The organism is Streptomyces sp. NPDC021093 (assembly GCF_044333135.1).
Classification (GTDB): domain Bacteria; phylum Actinomycetota; class Actinomycetes; order Streptomycetales; family Streptomycetaceae; genus Streptomyces.
In genome coordinates, this window is record NZ_JBIRQJ010000001.1 from 697,697 (window position 1) to 712,007 (window position 14,311).

At 70.6% G+C, this 14,311-nt stretch carries 17 protein-coding genes; 4 read left to right on the forward strand and 13 right to left on the reverse strand.

Annotated features, from left to right (window positions below; genetic code table 11):
- Positions 1–181 precede the first annotated feature (181 nt).
- Entirely contained in the window at positions 182–553 is a 372-nt protein-coding gene (locus ACH4SP_RS03270) for a MauE/DoxX family redox-associated membrane protein (protein ID WP_398408658.1), read from the reverse strand.
- A gap of 6 nt (positions 554–559) precedes the next feature.
- Between ACH4SP_RS03270 and ACH4SP_RS03275 the strand changes: the two genes are divergently transcribed.
- On the forward strand, positions 560–1,384 hold the full coding sequence (locus tag ACH4SP_RS03275; RefSeq protein WP_398408660.1) for a helix-turn-helix domain-containing protein: 825 nt from the start codon (positions 560–562) through the stop codon (positions 1,382–1,384).
- 83 nt (positions 1,385–1,467) lie between these two features.
- On the opposite strand, the gene ACH4SP_RS03280 is transcribed toward ACH4SP_RS03275, so the two are convergent.
- Entirely contained in the window at positions 1,468–2,097 is a 630-nt protein-coding gene (locus ACH4SP_RS03280) for a TetR/AcrR family transcriptional regulator (RefSeq protein WP_398408662.1), read from the reverse strand.
- Positions 2,098–2,199: 102 nt separating this feature from the next.
- On the opposite strand from ACH4SP_RS03280, the gene ACH4SP_RS03285 reads away from it, so the two are divergent.
- The gene (locus ACH4SP_RS03285; protein ID WP_398408664.1) at positions 2,200–2,889 is read left to right on the forward strand and encodes a nitroreductase; all 690 of its coding nucleotides are present in this window, start codon (positions 2,200–2,202) and stop codon (positions 2,887–2,889) included.
- Positions 2,890–3,264: 375 nt separating this feature from the next.
- On the opposite strand, the gene ACH4SP_RS03290 is transcribed toward ACH4SP_RS03285, so the two are convergent.
- Entirely contained in the window at positions 3,265–3,654 is a 390-nt protein-coding gene (locus ACH4SP_RS03290; protein WP_398408666.1) for a hypothetical protein, read from the reverse strand.
- A gap of 319 nt (positions 3,655–3,973) precedes the next feature.
- Here ACH4SP_RS03290 and ACH4SP_RS03295 point away from each other — a divergent pair, with 319 nt between their 5' ends.
- Positions 3,974–4,261, forward strand: a complete 288-nt coding sequence (locus tag ACH4SP_RS03295) for a hypothetical protein (protein WP_398408668.1) — start codon at positions 3,974–3,976, stop codon at positions 4,259–4,261.
- Between the two features lie 183 nt (positions 4,262–4,444).
- On the opposite strand, the gene map is transcribed toward ACH4SP_RS03295, so the two are convergent.
- On the reverse strand, positions 4,445–5,239 hold the full coding sequence (gene map / locus ACH4SP_RS03300; protein ID WP_398408670.1) for a type I methionyl aminopeptidase: 795 nt from the start codon (positions 5,237–5,239) through the stop codon (positions 4,445–4,447).
- 249 nt (positions 5,240–5,488) lie between these two features.
- On the opposite strand from map, the gene ACH4SP_RS03305 reads away from it, so the two are divergent.
- Positions 5,489–6,289, forward strand: coding sequence for a hypothetical protein (locus ACH4SP_RS03305; RefSeq protein ID WP_398408672.1), 801 nt, complete (start codon positions 5,489–5,491; stop codon positions 6,287–6,289).
- Between the two features lie 70 nt (positions 6,290–6,359).
- Here ACH4SP_RS03305 and ACH4SP_RS03310 read toward each other — a convergent pair whose 3' ends face one another.
- From ACH4SP_RS03310 to ACH4SP_RS03350, 9 genes are all read right to left on the reverse strand, one after another.
- Positions 6,360–6,959 carry a GNAT family N-acetyltransferase gene (locus ACH4SP_RS03310; protein WP_398408674.1) on the reverse strand — a complete coding sequence of 200 codons (600 nt, stop codon included), beginning with the start codon at positions 6,957–6,959 and terminating at the stop codon, positions 6,360–6,362.
- A 92-nt stretch (positions 6,960–7,051) separates the two neighbouring features.
- Entirely contained in the window at positions 7,052–7,420 is a 369-nt protein-coding gene (locus ACH4SP_RS03315; protein WP_398408676.1) for a DoxX family protein, read from the reverse strand.
- A gap of 6 nt (positions 7,421–7,426) precedes the next feature.
- The gene (locus tag ACH4SP_RS03320) at positions 7,427–8,014 is read right to left on the reverse strand and encodes a TetR/AcrR family transcriptional regulator (RefSeq protein ID WP_398408678.1); all 588 of its coding nucleotides are present in this window, start codon (positions 8,012–8,014) and stop codon (positions 7,427–7,429) included.
- Positions 8,015–8,117: 103 nt separating this feature from the next.
- Positions 8,118–9,458 (reverse strand): MFS transporter, encoded by a 1,341-nt coding sequence (locus ACH4SP_RS03325; protein WP_398408680.1) that lies wholly within the window; start codon positions 9,456–9,458, stop codon positions 8,118–8,120.
- Complete coding sequence (locus ACH4SP_RS03330; RefSeq protein ID WP_398408682.1) at positions 9,455–10,036, reverse strand: hypothetical protein; 582 nt, start codon at positions 10,034–10,036, stop codon at positions 9,455–9,457. Before ACH4SP_RS03330 ends, ACH4SP_RS03325 begins: the two co-directional genes overlap by 4 nt.
- Positions 10,037–10,083: 47 nt before the next feature.
- Positions 10,084–11,316 (reverse strand): hypothetical protein, encoded by a 1,233-nt coding sequence (locus tag ACH4SP_RS03335; protein WP_398408684.1) that lies wholly within the window; start codon positions 11,314–11,316, stop codon positions 10,084–10,086.
- 111 nt (positions 11,317–11,427) lie between these two features.
- Positions 11,428–11,589, reverse strand: a complete 162-nt coding sequence (locus tag ACH4SP_RS03340; protein ID WP_398408686.1) for a hypothetical protein — start codon at positions 11,587–11,589, stop codon at positions 11,428–11,430.
- Between the two features lie 330 nt (positions 11,590–11,919).
- Complete coding sequence (locus ACH4SP_RS03345) at positions 11,920–13,467, reverse strand: SulP family inorganic anion transporter (protein ID WP_398408688.1); 1,548 nt, start codon at positions 13,465–13,467, stop codon at positions 11,920–11,922.
- Between the two features lie 54 nt (positions 13,468–13,521).
- Positions 13,522–14,163, reverse strand: coding sequence for a carbonic anhydrase (locus ACH4SP_RS03350; protein ID WP_398408690.1), 642 nt, complete (start codon positions 14,161–14,163; stop codon positions 13,522–13,524).
- Positions 14,164–14,311: the final 148 nt, after the last annotated feature.

Sequence of the window (14,311 nt, forward strand, 5' to 3'; positions counted from 1 at the left end):
AAGAAGAGCTGGACACACCGGCTCCCGCTGGGGCACTTGGTGTACGTGGCTGCCGACGCGGTCGTCGGCAGAACCGCGAGAAACGCGGCCGAGACCGAGACCGCCGCCGCTGCAACACGTCGCTTCATTCGCTCTCGGCGTGCTGTTCGGGATCACGGAGAAGGTTCCCCGGCTCGCCAAGTCAGGCCCCTGATCTCGCCACGGCGACCGCCCAGGCGACGTACAGCACGTTCACCACCAGCCGGGCCACCGCGCCGACCGGACGCTCCAGCAGCCGGGGCCGGTCGGGTCGCGCGCGTCGCAGCGCGTCCACGTGGGACACCAGGTAACAGACGATCAGGACGGCGGCGGCCCAGCCCCCGGCCGACCTGGTGCCCGGAACCAGCACCAACGTACCCACCACGACCTCCGCCGCCCCCGTGACGGCCACCAGGAGCCGTTCCCGGCGGAGCCACGCGGGCACCAGCATGCGGAAGTAGCCGGGGGCCAGGAAGTGCATGACCCCCGTGACGATCAGGAACACCGCCAGAGCGACGGCAGCGATAGCGTGCATGGCACGATGATCCGTTCACCGCGTGCCTGGGCACTTGAACAGAACGATTGCCGCACCGTCTTCGCCTGCGGCGCCGAAGCGACGATGTTCGCCGAGTCGCGCCCGTTCCGTGTCACCTCACACCGGCTGCCCGCGTGGAAGGCCGTGCTGCCGATCGGCGGTCACGCCGAACTCCGCCTGCCTGGTGGGCCCTTGGTGGTGGCGCCAGGGCTGATCGTTCCGCCCCAGCTGGCCCACAGCTGTGCGGTGAGCTCGCCCTACGTCGCCCTGTTCGTCGACCCCTGGCTGCTGCCCTCCCACCCGGAGCCGCTACGGCTCGATGCCGGCGAGGTCCGCCGTCTGCTCGCAGCGCTCGGCGCCACCGACTCCCACGGCCCTCGTACCGACGTGGACCTGGCCGCCGGATACACCGAGCTGCGGACACTCACCGGGTCCCCGGCCCCGCTCGACCCGAGAGTCGCGCACGCCGTCCACCTGTGCACACTGCGCGATCCGGACCTGCCCTTCGCCCCCCTCGCCCCCGTCGCCCTCACCACCCCCATCGATCCCGTCTCCTCCCTCTCCTCCGTCTCCTCCATTGCGCACGAGGTCGGTCTGTCGGCCCCGCGGCTGCGCGCCCTGGTCCGGCAGGACGTGGGCGTCGCACTCTCCCGCCTGCGCCGATGGGGCCGGCTCCGCACCGCGATCGCCGCCCTGCCGGATTCGACCGCCGCCCTGGCCGCGGCCACCGCGGGCTTCGCCGACCAGGCCCACCTCACCCGTACTGCGCGGGACTTCATCGGCCGCACACCTGCTTCCCTGCGCACGGCCGGCACCCCATCAGGTCGGTGAACTCCACTGCGTCCGGCCGCGGTTGAGGAGACGACCACATCCGCTCAACTCCGCAGTGGCGTCAACGGACGTTCGTTTCCCGGTCAGTTCGTGCCCGGCAGGGTGTGTTCGAGGAGGACCTCCGCCGCCGCCCGTGCGTGTCGGCCGTAGTCGGCATCGCCCAGCACCATGGCGCGACTGGCTGCCCCGTCCGCGAGGGTGGCCAGTTGTTCGGCGAGCGCGGAGGGTTCGCGGCAGCCGAGCTCCTTCAACAGGGCGGCGATCAACTCTGCCATCCGCAGCTTCTGTTCGCGGGCGTAGGAGTGGGCCGCGCTCGCCGGGTCGGGGAACTCCGCAGCGGCATCGATGAACGGGCACCCGCGCACCGTTCCCGCGTCCGACGCGGGCTGGTCGAACAGCTTGAGGATCCGTTCCCGCGGGGGGATGTCCTCGCGGGTCAGCACGGCTTCGAGGGTGGCGCCCGACGATGCGAGGCCGTGCAGGTAGGCGATGACCAGGTCGTTCTTGGTCCGAAAGTGGGCGTAGAGCGTCCGCTTGGACACCGGTGCCGCCTCCGCGACCTGTTCCATGCCGGTCGCGTTGATCCCCTGGCTCGCGAACAGCTGGGTGGCGGCGGCCAGAATCCGCTCCCGGCCGCCGCGCCCCCGTCGTTGAGATGCCGTGGCCGATGTGGATGGCGTGGCTGCTGCGCCTGCCGTGGATGCCGTACTCATGAGGCAAGTATACGAATCCGTTTACCTGCGGGGGTGCGCCTTGCTAGGGTCGCACTCGCATGTAAACGAATCCGTTTACTTTACTTGTGTCGAGGAGCCCCCATGAGCAGGTCGGTCCCCACTGAGCTGAGCGGTGCTGCGGAGAAGCTGATGCGCAGCCGTCACGCGACCCGTGCGTTCCGCCCGGAAGCCGTGCACGAGGAGACGATGCGTGCGATCTTCACGCTGGCCGGCACCGCGCCGTCCAACTCCAACGCCCAGCCGTGGCAGGTGGAAGTGGTCAGCGGTGCGAAGCGTGAGCGACTGGCGCACGCCCTGCAGTCGGCCCACGCCGAGAAGCGCACCTCTACGGACTTCCCGTACTCCGAAGGGATGTACTCACCGGTGCACCAGGTGCGCCGGGCGGCGTTCGGCGGCGAGTTGTACGGAGCGCTGGGCATCGGCCCCGACGACCACGCGGCCCGCACGGCCTACGACGCGGAGAGTCTGCGCTTCTACGGCGCGCCGCACGCCGCGTTCCTGTTCGTCGCCGGAGACGGTGGGCCGCGGCTTGCCGCGGATGTCGGTGCCTACCTGCAGACGCTGCTGCTGGCGATGACCGCGTACGGAGTGGACAGTTGCCCGCAGGGGCTGCTGAGCTTCTACGCCGACACGGTCCGCGACGAACTCGGCGTCACCGAGGGGAAGTTGCTCGTGGGCATCTCCTTCGGCCACGCCGACGAGACCGCTCCGGTCAACCGGGTCACCACCGAACGGGCCGCGCTCGCCTCCACCACGACCTTCCACCGCTGACCCACCACAGCTCGGCCGCTCGCGCCGGGTCCCCGTCGGCGCGGGTGAGCAGTGAGGTCGCGTCGTAGCTTGCGCCGAGCGTCTCTCGGTGGGTCACCTGCATCCGGTGCACCGAGTCGGGCGTCCAGAGCCGGCAAGAGTTCGGGAACCTGACCAGAGAGTTCGGGAACCTGACCAGTACGGGAACGGCGCGCGTGTCCTGCGTCGAGCCCAGGCCGACAACGAGGGAACGCAGCACGCAGGCCTCCGTCAGGCCTCCGTCAGGCCTCCGTCAGGCCTCCGTCTCCACCTCGGCCGGCGCCGTCAGGGCGCCGGACCACCCGCACCGGCCTGCCAGGTGGTCATGGACAGCGCAGGCCGTCGGGGCAGCGCAGGTCAGCCGGGCTGGCAGTCGGACGGGCGGTCGCTCTGCACCGCGTCGAGCCTGTTCGCCCACTCCCAGTTGGTGCTCCGGTCGCCCGTCCAGATCGTTCGGTAGAGGCACTCACCGGGCCTGGCCCAGTGGATGGCGTAAACGGTGACATCGGCGTTCGACTCGAAGGAGGCGGCCTTTCGGTGCACCTGCTCCGGTACGTCGGTGTAGCCGAACGGGCGGTAGCACCAGCTCGCCCCGGCGTAGTTGGGCGCGGCGTAGAAACAGACGTCTCCCGGCGCCGACCCGCGGTCCGGGGCGGGCAGGGTGTGGGTGCCCTCGGCGGACACCGGGGCGGCCGACAGGAACGCTGTGGCGATGACGAGGGCGAGAGTGGCGGCTCGGCGGTACATGTCGGCGGATCTCCCAGGGGTTTGTGGCCGGAGTTGTGCAGCCGACCTCCCCCGGCGGCATCGCGGCTATGCGGCCTGTCACCCGCAGCGGTGAGTAGTCGTACCGCAGCCTTCGCGGAACCACGTACGAGGATTCGGTGGACCGTCCGGCGGGAGATGCAGGCCGCCACCTGCCGGCGCCGTGCGCGACGCGGTGGGCGAGTCCGGTGGGGACGTACTGCAGGGGAGTGTGCGGCGCGTACCGGTGGGTGTCGCGTGACGTCCTGCGAAGCCGGGCCGTTGCAGGATGTGTTCTTCACCGGCGTTCTCTGGAGGCTCCATGTCCCGTACTCGTACCTCTCTTGCCGCCCTGCTGCTGGCTGCGGCCGGTGCTCTCGGGGTGGCCTCGCCCGCTCTCGCGCTTGCCCACTGCCCCGATCCCGTGACCGCGGCGCTCTCCGACGAAGCCTACGAACGCTTGCAGAAGGAGTCGCCGGACGCGCAGGAGCTCATCAAGAGCAACCCGGCCTACCGTGACGTCTGGCTCGGGTGCGCGGCGCCCAGCCGGGTCGAGCCGAACGTCTGGGGACAGGGCTACGTCTGCATTCCGGAGGGTGCCGTGCAGTGAGTCGCTGTCCGTGAGCGGGGCCGGCTCAGCCCGCCCCGCAGGGGCCGGATGCCGAGTCGACCGTCGCGTGACCCGACACCCTCCGAACACCAGAGGCCCCGGCCACGGCCGGGGCCTCTGCCATGTAGGTAGGAGGAGGGGCGAAGTGCCCCGGCGGGCGGGTCCTTGGGTGGGTCCTTGCCCTCAGAGCTGCGTCTGTGCCAAAGCCTGTGTCGGCAAGGTGAGGATCTCGGCCCCGTCGTCGGTGATGGCGATCGTGTGCTCGCTGTGGGCCGTTCGGCAGCCTGTCGCGCTGCGGAGCGTCCATCCGTCGGCATCGGTGACGAGTTCGGCGGTGTCCGCCATGACCCACGGCTCCAGGGCAAGGAGCAGCCCGGGGCGGAGTTTGTATCCGCGGCCGGGCCTTCCGGTGTTCGCCACGTGCGGGTCCTGGTGCATCGTCGACCCGATGCCGTGTCCTCCGAACTCGGTGTTGATCGGGTAACCCGCCTCGCTGAGGACCGTGCCGATGGCATGGGAGATGTCGCCGATGCGAGCGCCGGGCCCGGCGGCGGCGATCCCCGCGGCCAGCGCGCGTTCGGTGGCACTGATCATCGCGACGCTCTCCGGGGGAGTGGAGTGGCCCACGAGGAAGCTGATGGCGGCGTCCGCGGCGACTCCGCGTTGGGCGACGGCGAGGTCGAGTGTCAGCAGGTCGCCGTCGGCGAGCGTGTAGTCGTACGGACGTCCGTGGAGCACGGCGTCGTTGACGGCCGTGCAGATGTAATGGCCGAACGGGCCGCGTCCGAAGGACGGTTCGTAGTCGACGTAACAGGACTGCGCCCCGGCCTCGACGATCATGGCCTTGGCCCACCGGTCGATGTCCAGCAGGTTCGTGCCGATCGTGCTGCGGCTCTTCAGCGTCTGCAGGATGTCGGCGACCAGGGAGCCTGTGTCTTTTGCTCGGGCCAGCAGCGTGGGGTTCAGGATCTCGATCATGCGGCGTCCTTCTCGCGTTGCCAATAACTATACCGGTCAAACTATACCGGTATGAGAATTGGGGTGAGCGCCGGTGCGGCCTGCCGCCTCGCCCGGTCGCCGCTGCCGGTGCGTGCAGGGCTTCGGTGCAGGCGCTTGGGCCGTTCGGGGATGAGGGAACGTCTTCCTGCTTGCGTCGCCGCAAGGACGGTCATGATCACGGCGGGTTCCCGCGGCCGCGGGACCTTCCGTCCTGCCCGGGAGCCTGCCGTGATCCTCGTCCTCGTCGTCGCCGTACTGGCTCTGTGTGCGGGGCTGGCGGCGAACCGGTTCCTGCGGCCCCGGTTGATGAGCGACGACGACGCCGGCATGGCGGTCAAGGACCTCGTGGGGCCGCTGTTGACGCTGACCGTGCTCCTGCTGGCCTTCGTCCTGGTCACCGCCTCCGGCTCCTACGGCAAGGCCGAAGTCGCCTCGCGCGGCGAGGCCCGCGCACTCGACCAGCTCACCGAGATCGCCGAGTACACGCCGAGCACGGAGCGGGAACGGGTCCAAGCGGATGCCGTCTGCTACGCCCGTGCCGTACGCACCCAGGAATGGCCCGCCATGGCGGACCGCGGCAGCGGGTCGACCGCGCCCAGCGTGTGGTCGACCGACGTCCGCCGCTCCTTCGGCGACCTGGAGGGCAAGCCCGTCTTCGGCATGCTGATCGCCGCCGACAACAAGCGCTCCGACGAACGCGAGGAACGTCTCACACAGGCCACCGCCAGCATCCCCAGCGCCATCTTCTGGTTCCTGCTCGCCACCCTCACCATCACCGTCGTGGCTCTCGGCGTCTGCGTCCCCCGGAGGAACAACCGCGGCCAGATCATCGTGCTCGCGGTGATCACCGCGCTCCTGACGGCGACGCTGTGCATCATCCGCGACGTCGACCGGCCGTTCGGCGGCATCATCAGTGTCGAGCCCACCGCGATCACCGAGGTCGAACGGCAGGCCACCCGCGACTTCCTCGCCAACCACAAGGACGCCGAGCTGCCCTGCGACAGCAAGGGCAACCGGCGTACCGCGTAATCCGTCAGGGGTGGCTTGAATTCAGGGACGGCCTGGGTTCAGGGACGGCTTGAGTGCGGTCCCGCCCCGGTCACGGCCGGATTCGCGCGGTCAGGCGCGCCTTCGCCTCGGGCCATTCGTCGATGAGCAGCGAGAAGTACACGGAGTCGCGCCACGTGCCGTCCGGGCGGCGGCGGTGGCGGCGCAGCACGCCCTCGCGCTGGGCGCCGAGGCGGGCGATGGCCGCCTGGGAACGCTGGTTCATGTGGTCCGTCTTGAGCTGGACGCGGCCCATGCCGAGGTCCTCGAAGGCGTGACCGAGCAGGAGGAGCTTGCACTCCGTGTTGACGGCGGTGCGCCAGTACGCGCGTCCGTACCAGGTCCAGCCGATCTCCAGCCGTTCGTCCTCCACGTCGATGTCCATGTACGTGGTCCAGCCGACGGCCCGCCCGCTCTCCAGGTGGACGACCGCGAACGCGACATAGTTTCCGCGCTCGGCCTCGTCCAGCACGGTGCGGAGCCGCTGTGCGAGTTCGTCCTCGGTCTGCGGGGCGGGGCCGCCCTGCCACCGCCAGACCTCCTCGTCCCGGCCGCCTGCCAGGAAGAGGTCGCCGAGGTGCTGCTCGGTGAGCGGTTCGAGACGTACGTGACGGCCGGTGAGGGTGACGGGCTGCGGTGTCTTTGCGGGCATGGGCCGTAACGTAATCAAGGATTGCTCTAGATTCAAGATCTCTTTGCGCTAGTGCAAACAGGTCCTGATGCCTGTGGTGAGCCTGTGGCGAGTCACAGACGCACGAAGCTCACCACGAGTACGGCCAGGGACAGCAGCAGCATCCCCAGGCAGTTGACCCAGAACGCGGAGTTCAGGGCTCGCGCGCGAATGTGGGCCGCGGCGGCCGCGAGGAAGTAGACGACGATCGCCGCAGTGGTCGTCATGGCCACGCCCGGCACCCAGAGCCCGACGGTGAGACCCACGACCGAGGCCGTCTTGGCGGTGATCAGCGCCCACCACCAGTCGCGCGGGAACCGTACGCCTTCCAGGCAGTCGACTATGAACTTCGGCGGGCGGAGCATCAGTGCGGTGTCGCCGGCCTGGATCACGAGCAGGACGATGACGGGCCAGGCCGGGGTGGGGAGTTCGGAGAGGGACATCGATGACTACCGTTCTTCTGCGGTGATGAATTCAGCGGTGTGTCGGATCCTGGTGACCGCCTGCTGGAGGTCGGTGGCTCCCGCGGCGCGCAGCATCAGCTCGCCCAGGTAGCCGGCGAACATCACCTGCGCGCCGAGCCGGGCGCGGGCGTCCGGCATCCCCGCGTTCACCATCGCGGCGGTGAGGTTGGCCTCGGTCAGCGTGCGCAGTGCGCCGAGGGCCGCGTTCTCGGTTCCGCCTCGGGTCAGGGCCCGGAAGTACGCGCCCGCGAGCTCTTCGTTCTCGGCGAACAGGTCGAGGAACGGGTCGAAGTAGCGGGACAGGTAGTCGACCGCCGAGGTGGTGGACTCCGCCGCCGGTGGCGCGGGGATGCGGGCGGCGATGGCCTGGTCGTACACCAGGCTCAGCAGGGATTCCTTGTCCCCCGCCGCCATGACCGCACCCACGGAAACGCCTGCCTCCGCGGCGATCTGACGCACCGTCGTGCCCTGGAAGCCGTGCTCCTGGAAGAGCCGTGCGGCGGCCTCGGTGATGCGGGTGGTGGTACGTCGTTTCTGCTCAGCACGGGTTGGCTGAACGTGTTCACTGAACATGTTCAGAGTGTAGGAGGCGTGGCTGTGCCGACGCAACAGGCAATGAGGGTGATGCGGGCGGTGCCGGCAGCGGTACCTCCACTGCCCCGGCGGGGTTCCCGCGTCAGCGGGCCGCGCCGCGGAGGGCCACCGCGGGGATCACGGCCAGCGCGAGCGTGCCCGCCGCCATCGCCAGGAGGGGGTAGCCGCCGCCCGCCACCACCAGGCCCGAGGCCATGCCGCCCGTCGCACCCGCCAGGGCCATGCCCACGTCGACCAGGCCCTGCACCGAGGCGCGGCTGTCCGCAGGTACGGCGTCCGTGATCAGGGCGGTGCCGCCGACCAGGGCCAGGTTCCAGCCCACGCCGAGCAGGACGAGCGAGCAGGACAGCAGGAGCACGCTGTCCGGCGGGGCGAGGCCGGCCAGCAGACCGGCGGCGAGCAGGACGGCGCCGGAGGCGGCCGCCACCGGCAGCCGGCCGACCCGGTCCGCGAGCAGGCCGCTCAGCGGGGACGGCAGGAACATCGCGCCCACGTGCAGCGCGATGACGAACCCCGCGGCCTGCGTGCTGTGGCCGTGCCCGGTCATGTGGACGGGCGTCATCGTCATCACGGCGATCATCACCAGCTGGGCAGTGATCATCACGGTGGCGCCCGTGACGACACCCGGGGTGAAGCGGCCCGACCGCCGGGGAGCCGGGACGGCGGACCGGGGCTCCGTGTCCGGGCCCGGAGTGTCAAGGGTCGGTGCGTCAGGGACCGGTGCGTCAGGGGTCGGTGCGTCAGGGACCGGTGTGTCCCGGGCCGGTGCCTTGCCGTGCGGCGACTCGGCACGGGCCAGCAGCAGCGGGTCGGGTCGCAGCCACAGCAGCAGGACCAGACCGGCCGCCGCGTAGGCGACCGCCGCGAGCAGGAAGGGTCCTGCCAGTCGCGGAATGCCCCAGGCGTGCGCGAGTGCCCCCGTCGGTCCGACGAGGTTCGGCCCCGCGACCGCGCCCAGCGTCGTGGCGAGCAGCACCGTGCCGGTGGCGCGGCCGCGCCGCTCGGGCGGCGCGAGGTCGGCGCCCGCGTACCGGGCGAGCAGCCCCGTGGCGGTACCCGCCCCGTACACGAAGAGCGACGCCAGGAGCAGGACCGCCGACTGCCAGGCGGCGCCGGCGACCACCCCGACGCTGCCGAGCGCGGCGGCGCCGTGGCCCAGCGCGAGACCGGGCCGCCGACCCCGGCGCTGCGAGATCCGCCCGATGACCGCGGCCCCCAGGGCCGCGCCCCCGGTGAACAGCGCGACCGGCAGCCCGGCCAGGCCCGTGGATCCGAGCAGGTCCTCGGCGAGCAGCGCGCCGACCGTGATCCCGGCGGCCATGCCCGCACCGCCGAGTGCCTGCGAGACGACGAGTACGGTCAGGACGCGCCGCAGCACGCGGGGCGACGCCACTCCCTCGGTCCGCGGGGCCGTCTTGCTCACACCGCTCCCCGCACCGGCTCCTCCGCGCCGCCCTCCAGGGCGGCGATCTCCGCCAGGGACAGGCCCAGTTCGTCGTGCAGGAAGCGTACGACCGTCCAGTGCGGCAGGGCGTCCGCGTCGAACGGGCCGAACGCGGCGGTGTAGAGGGGGATCCAGCGCAGTGCCTCGTCGGCGGCCCTCTCGCGCCCCGGGTCCGCCTGGTAGGCGTCGTACGAAATGCTCCGGTGGTGGATGAAGTGGCCGCCGGGGAGCCGCTGTTCGCACAGTTCCCGGTACTCGCGGGTCTGCAGGATGAGGTAGTGCCAGATCTCGTCGATGTCCTGCTCGACGGGGAGGAAGAGGCCGCCGAGCCAGTCGGGGTGGCGGGAGACCAGGTAGAGGTAGCGGAGGCACTCGCGGACCTGGTGCGTGACGACGGAGGCGGCCGGGGCGCCGGGCTTCGCCGCGAAGTACCGGACCACCTCGTCGTGCAGGACGGTGCCGAGCAGCCCGTCGGCGGTGGGGGCTGTGCTGTCAGTGCTGCTGGGGCTGCCGGTGCCGGTGCGGGTGGCAGGTGCGGGTGCTGCGGGAGTGTGCATGGCGGGGTCCTGTCGGGGGTCGTCGCTGGGGTCTGTACGGCGGCGGATCAGGACCGGGCCGGGTCCGCCGTGGTCAGCCAGGCGTACTTGCCGGAGCGACCGATCGGTATCCAGGTGCGGTGCTCGACATGGCAGTTGCGCCCCGTCAACTCCGTGATGGACGCGGCCAGTTCGGATTCCTCGTAGGGCTGGAGCGGCGAGTCGTCGAAGGTCGTGTACCGCAGCCGGCACCGGCCGTCGGCGGTCAGTTGCAGCTGGTGCAGGAAGACGCCGGGGGTAACGCCGGTGATGCGGGTGTCGAGATCGGCCTGGGCGACGGGGCCTCGGGGCGTGGGCAGCAGTTCCTTCTCGCGGCCGCAGAAGGAGACGATCTCCGCGGGGTCGGTGCTGCCGTCGCGGGTGCGGACGCAGTCGCCGGAGCGGTAGCGGACCAGCGGCATGTACGGGTTGCGGATGCTGGTGACGATGAGGCTGTGGATCGAACTGCCCGGCTCCACCGGGATCAACTCCACGCTCATGCCGTGCAGATAGGGCTGGTAGTGGCCGTCCGCGTCGCTGTAGAAGAGGTAGCCGAGTTCCGTGCTGCCGAAGAGGTCGATCACGGGACAGTCGAAGTGGGCGCGCAGATAGGCGCGGACGTTCACCGGTGTGTACTCGTAGGCGTGGACGATGCCGGCGGGCGGCGGGAAGCCGTCCCACAGGTCCCACTCGGTGACCTTGCGGACCAGATGCGCCAGGTGGTAGCCGGAGCAGTCCAGGAGGTACGAGCCCTTGGGGTGCGCGGCGCTGATCTCCCGGATCTCGGCGAGCATCCGCTCGACCTCAGGGCGGTCCCAACCGGCCGGATCCAGCCTGCGGTTGAGGTACAGCGTGCGGTCGTCGAGCCAGCGTTCGCCCGAAGTCGCGCCCGGGTTGGCGGCGTTGACGCGGGCGACGTGCTCGGTGGCGAGGACGGTGGTCAGTGAGATCCGCCGGGCGCCGTCGTGCCAGGCGGCGCCGAGGTCGGGGTGTTCGCTCCACAGGCGGTAGTAGGAGTGGAGCAGGAAGTAGGGCGGCCGGATGAGCTGCATGCGGGCGTGGTTGGTCCCGGTGGACAGTACGAACTCGGCCTCGCCCGTCTCCAGGGCGCGGGCCAGCCCGGGGGTCATCCAGTTGGCGGGGAAGTCCCGGGCGATCTCCGGCTTCTCAAGGATCGGGAAGTCGCCGCGCTCGATGGAGGCGCGATAGAGCGGGACGTTCTGCACCTGGTCCAGGACTTCGGCACTCGGCAGGCGGTTCAAGAGGGGCTCCAGGGCGGGGAGGGGAGGGGCGGGGCTGCCGCAGTGACGGCTGCGACAGCCCCGCGACACTTCAGCGGGTCATCTGCGGGCCCTGACCGGGCCCTCAGAGGGTCAGGAAATGCAGCCGCTCTTGCCGGTGGCGCTGATGCAGCCGCTCTTCGGCGTCGCGCTGATGCAGCCTTCCTTCGCCCGGGCGCCGTCCAGGCCGGAGTTGGCGGCGACCCACTTCTGCCACACGGACTCTTCGGTCATGCGCTTGATGAGCTTCTCCATGATGAAACCTCCATAGATGTTTCTTATTCGGCATTCGCCAGTGAATGGACGGGATTCTTGGCATTCGTCCCACCCACAACGAACGTAAAGAGTTGGTCAAGGGAGTGTCAAGAGGGGCGGACTGGATGGCGTAAATCCCACCTCGCGCACGGGGGTTGCCCGAGGGCCGCGTTTGACCTGGGAGCGGGCACGCCGAAGGGCACGCCGGCGGTACGCCTGTGGATGTCGGCGGTACGCCTGTGGGGGTGCCGACGTACCTGGCCGCGCGGGCGAGGGCGCGGTGGCGGCGTTCAGGGAAAAGGGGCCGGGGAGGCTCGTGGCCGACCGGTGTCAGGGCCCCTTGGGTTTCTCCGTGGGCCCCTCGGGGCCGGAACCGGCCACCGGTAGCACCTTCATCCGCACCGCTTCCGTCCCGCTGTCGTTGTGCCCCACCGCCCAGTTCTCCAGCGTCGTGCGGCAGGCGTGGTCCAGATGGCGCACGACAGTCAGGTCAAGTTCGATGGGCCGGTCCTTGGGCAGGGCTTCCAGCGTCTCCAGGATGCGGGGGAGCCGGAGGAAGGTGGCGTTCCCGGTGAGGGTGACGACCAGCCGTCCGCCGGTCAGTTCCCTTACGTCCACGTTTACGTGGGAGGTGTCCCAGGCGGTCTTGACCACCGCGAGTCCGAGGCCGATGAGTACGCCTTCGAACATGTTGGTCACGACGATGGCGATGGCGGTGGTGACCAGGACCAGGGCTTCGCCCCGGTGGGCGCGCACGAGCGGGGCGATGTCCTTCACCGGCAGCAGCTTGAAGCCGGCGTGGACGAGGACGCCGGCGAGGGCGGCGAGGGGGATGATGCCGAGTGCGGCGGGGAGCAGGACGGCGAAGAGCAGGAGCCAGCCGCCGTGCACGATCCGCGAGAGCGGGGTCCGGGCGCCTGCTTGGACGTTGGCGGAGCTGCGGACGATGACGGCGGTCATCGGGAGGGCGCCGAGGATGCCGCAGACGGTGTTGCCGACGCCCTGGGCGACGAGTTCCTTGTCGTAGTGGGTGCGTGGTCCGTGGTGCATGCGGTCGACGGCGGCGGCGCTGAACAGGGATTCGGCGGAGGCGATGAGGGTGAAGGCGAGGACGGTGCCGAGGACGGCGAGGCTGCCGAGTGCGGCCAGGTCGCCGAGTCCGGGTGGCTGGATGGCCTGGAGGAGTCCCTTCACGGTCACGTTGGCCACGTCCAGCCCCAGTCCGGCGGTTACGGCGGTGGCGAGGGCGACGGCGGCCAGCGGCGCCGGTACCCGCCGTATGCTCGCGGGGAGTTTCGGCCAGAGGACGAGGACGGCGATGGTGCCCAGTCCGATCCCGGCGGCGGTCAGCGCGGTGGGGTCGGAGAGGGTGTCGGCGACCAGTCCGGGCAGTCCGGCGATCTTGCCGAGGCCGGAGAGCGGCTGGGTGGCTCCGGTCATTCCGTAGAGCTGGCCGAGGATCAGGACGAGTCCGATGCCGGCGAGCATGCCGTGGACGACGGAGACCGAGATGGCGCGGAACCAGCGTCCGCAGCGCAGCAGTCCGAGGACGATCTGCAGGGCGCCGGTGAGCAGCACGATCGCGCCGAGCGTGCCGAGTCCGAATTCCCGTACGGCTTCGAAGACGAGCACGGTGAGTCCGGCGGCGGGTCCGCTCACTTGGAGGGCGCTGCCGGGGAGGAAGCCGACGATGAGGCCGCCGACGATGCCGGTGACGAGGCCGAGTTCGGCGGGGACGCCGGAGGCGACGGCCACGCCGACGCACAGGGGCAGGGCGACCAGGAACACGACGAGCGAGGCGAGCAGGTCCTGGCGCAGAACGCCCGGTTCACGCAGCGCGCGAAAAGGGGTGAGGAGCGGATTGACGAAGGGGGACATGCGAGTGGGGGGTCCTGTCGTGGGGGCGGTGCGGTTGACGGGGTGCGGCGGCCCTCACAGCGGACCGAACGCCGGCCGTCCGTCGGATGACGGCCGGTGGGCGGTGACCGTGCCGGTGTGCACCTCGTAGTACCAGGCGTGCAGGGTGAGTGAGCCGTCGTCGGTCCGCTCCCGCACGCAGGGGTACGCACGCAATCTGGCCAGCTGTGCGAGCACGTGCACCTGTACGGCTTCCGCCACGTCCGCGGAGGACGGGACGACGGAGCGCAGGGCGGCGTCCGGGGCGACGGAGTGCTCCAGCCAGTCGCGCACGGCCGGTACGGCGGACAAGTCCTCGCCGCGTACGAGCGCGCCGACCGCGCCGCAGTGCGAGTGCCCGCAGACGACGATGTCGCGGACCCCGAGCACGCACACCGCGTACTCGATGGTGGCGGCCTCGCCCATGGGGCGGTTGTCCTGGCCGACCAGGCCGCCCGAGGGGTAGGGCGGTACGACGCTGCCGGCCGTACGGAGTTCGAAGAGCTCGCCGGGGCGTGCTCCGGTGATGAGGGCCGGGACGACACGTGAGTCGGAGCACGTGACGAAGAGGGCTTCGGGCGACTGCCCGGTTCTGAGGGCCCGGAAGGCCTCGGCGTTACGGGGGTCCGCCACATGTGTCGTGGCGAAGGAACGGGCGTTGTCGATCAGGGACTTCAAGGTGGCCTGCCTCCTGCGTCGCTACGGCGGGGCCGGGACGCGGTGTGGTCGGGTCGGAAACGGCAATGGGGTGGCGCGGGCTGCTGTCGCAGCGGGCCGTGCGTCACCCGAGAGACAGCCTGAGGGGCTGTCATGGCCTCCACTTTGC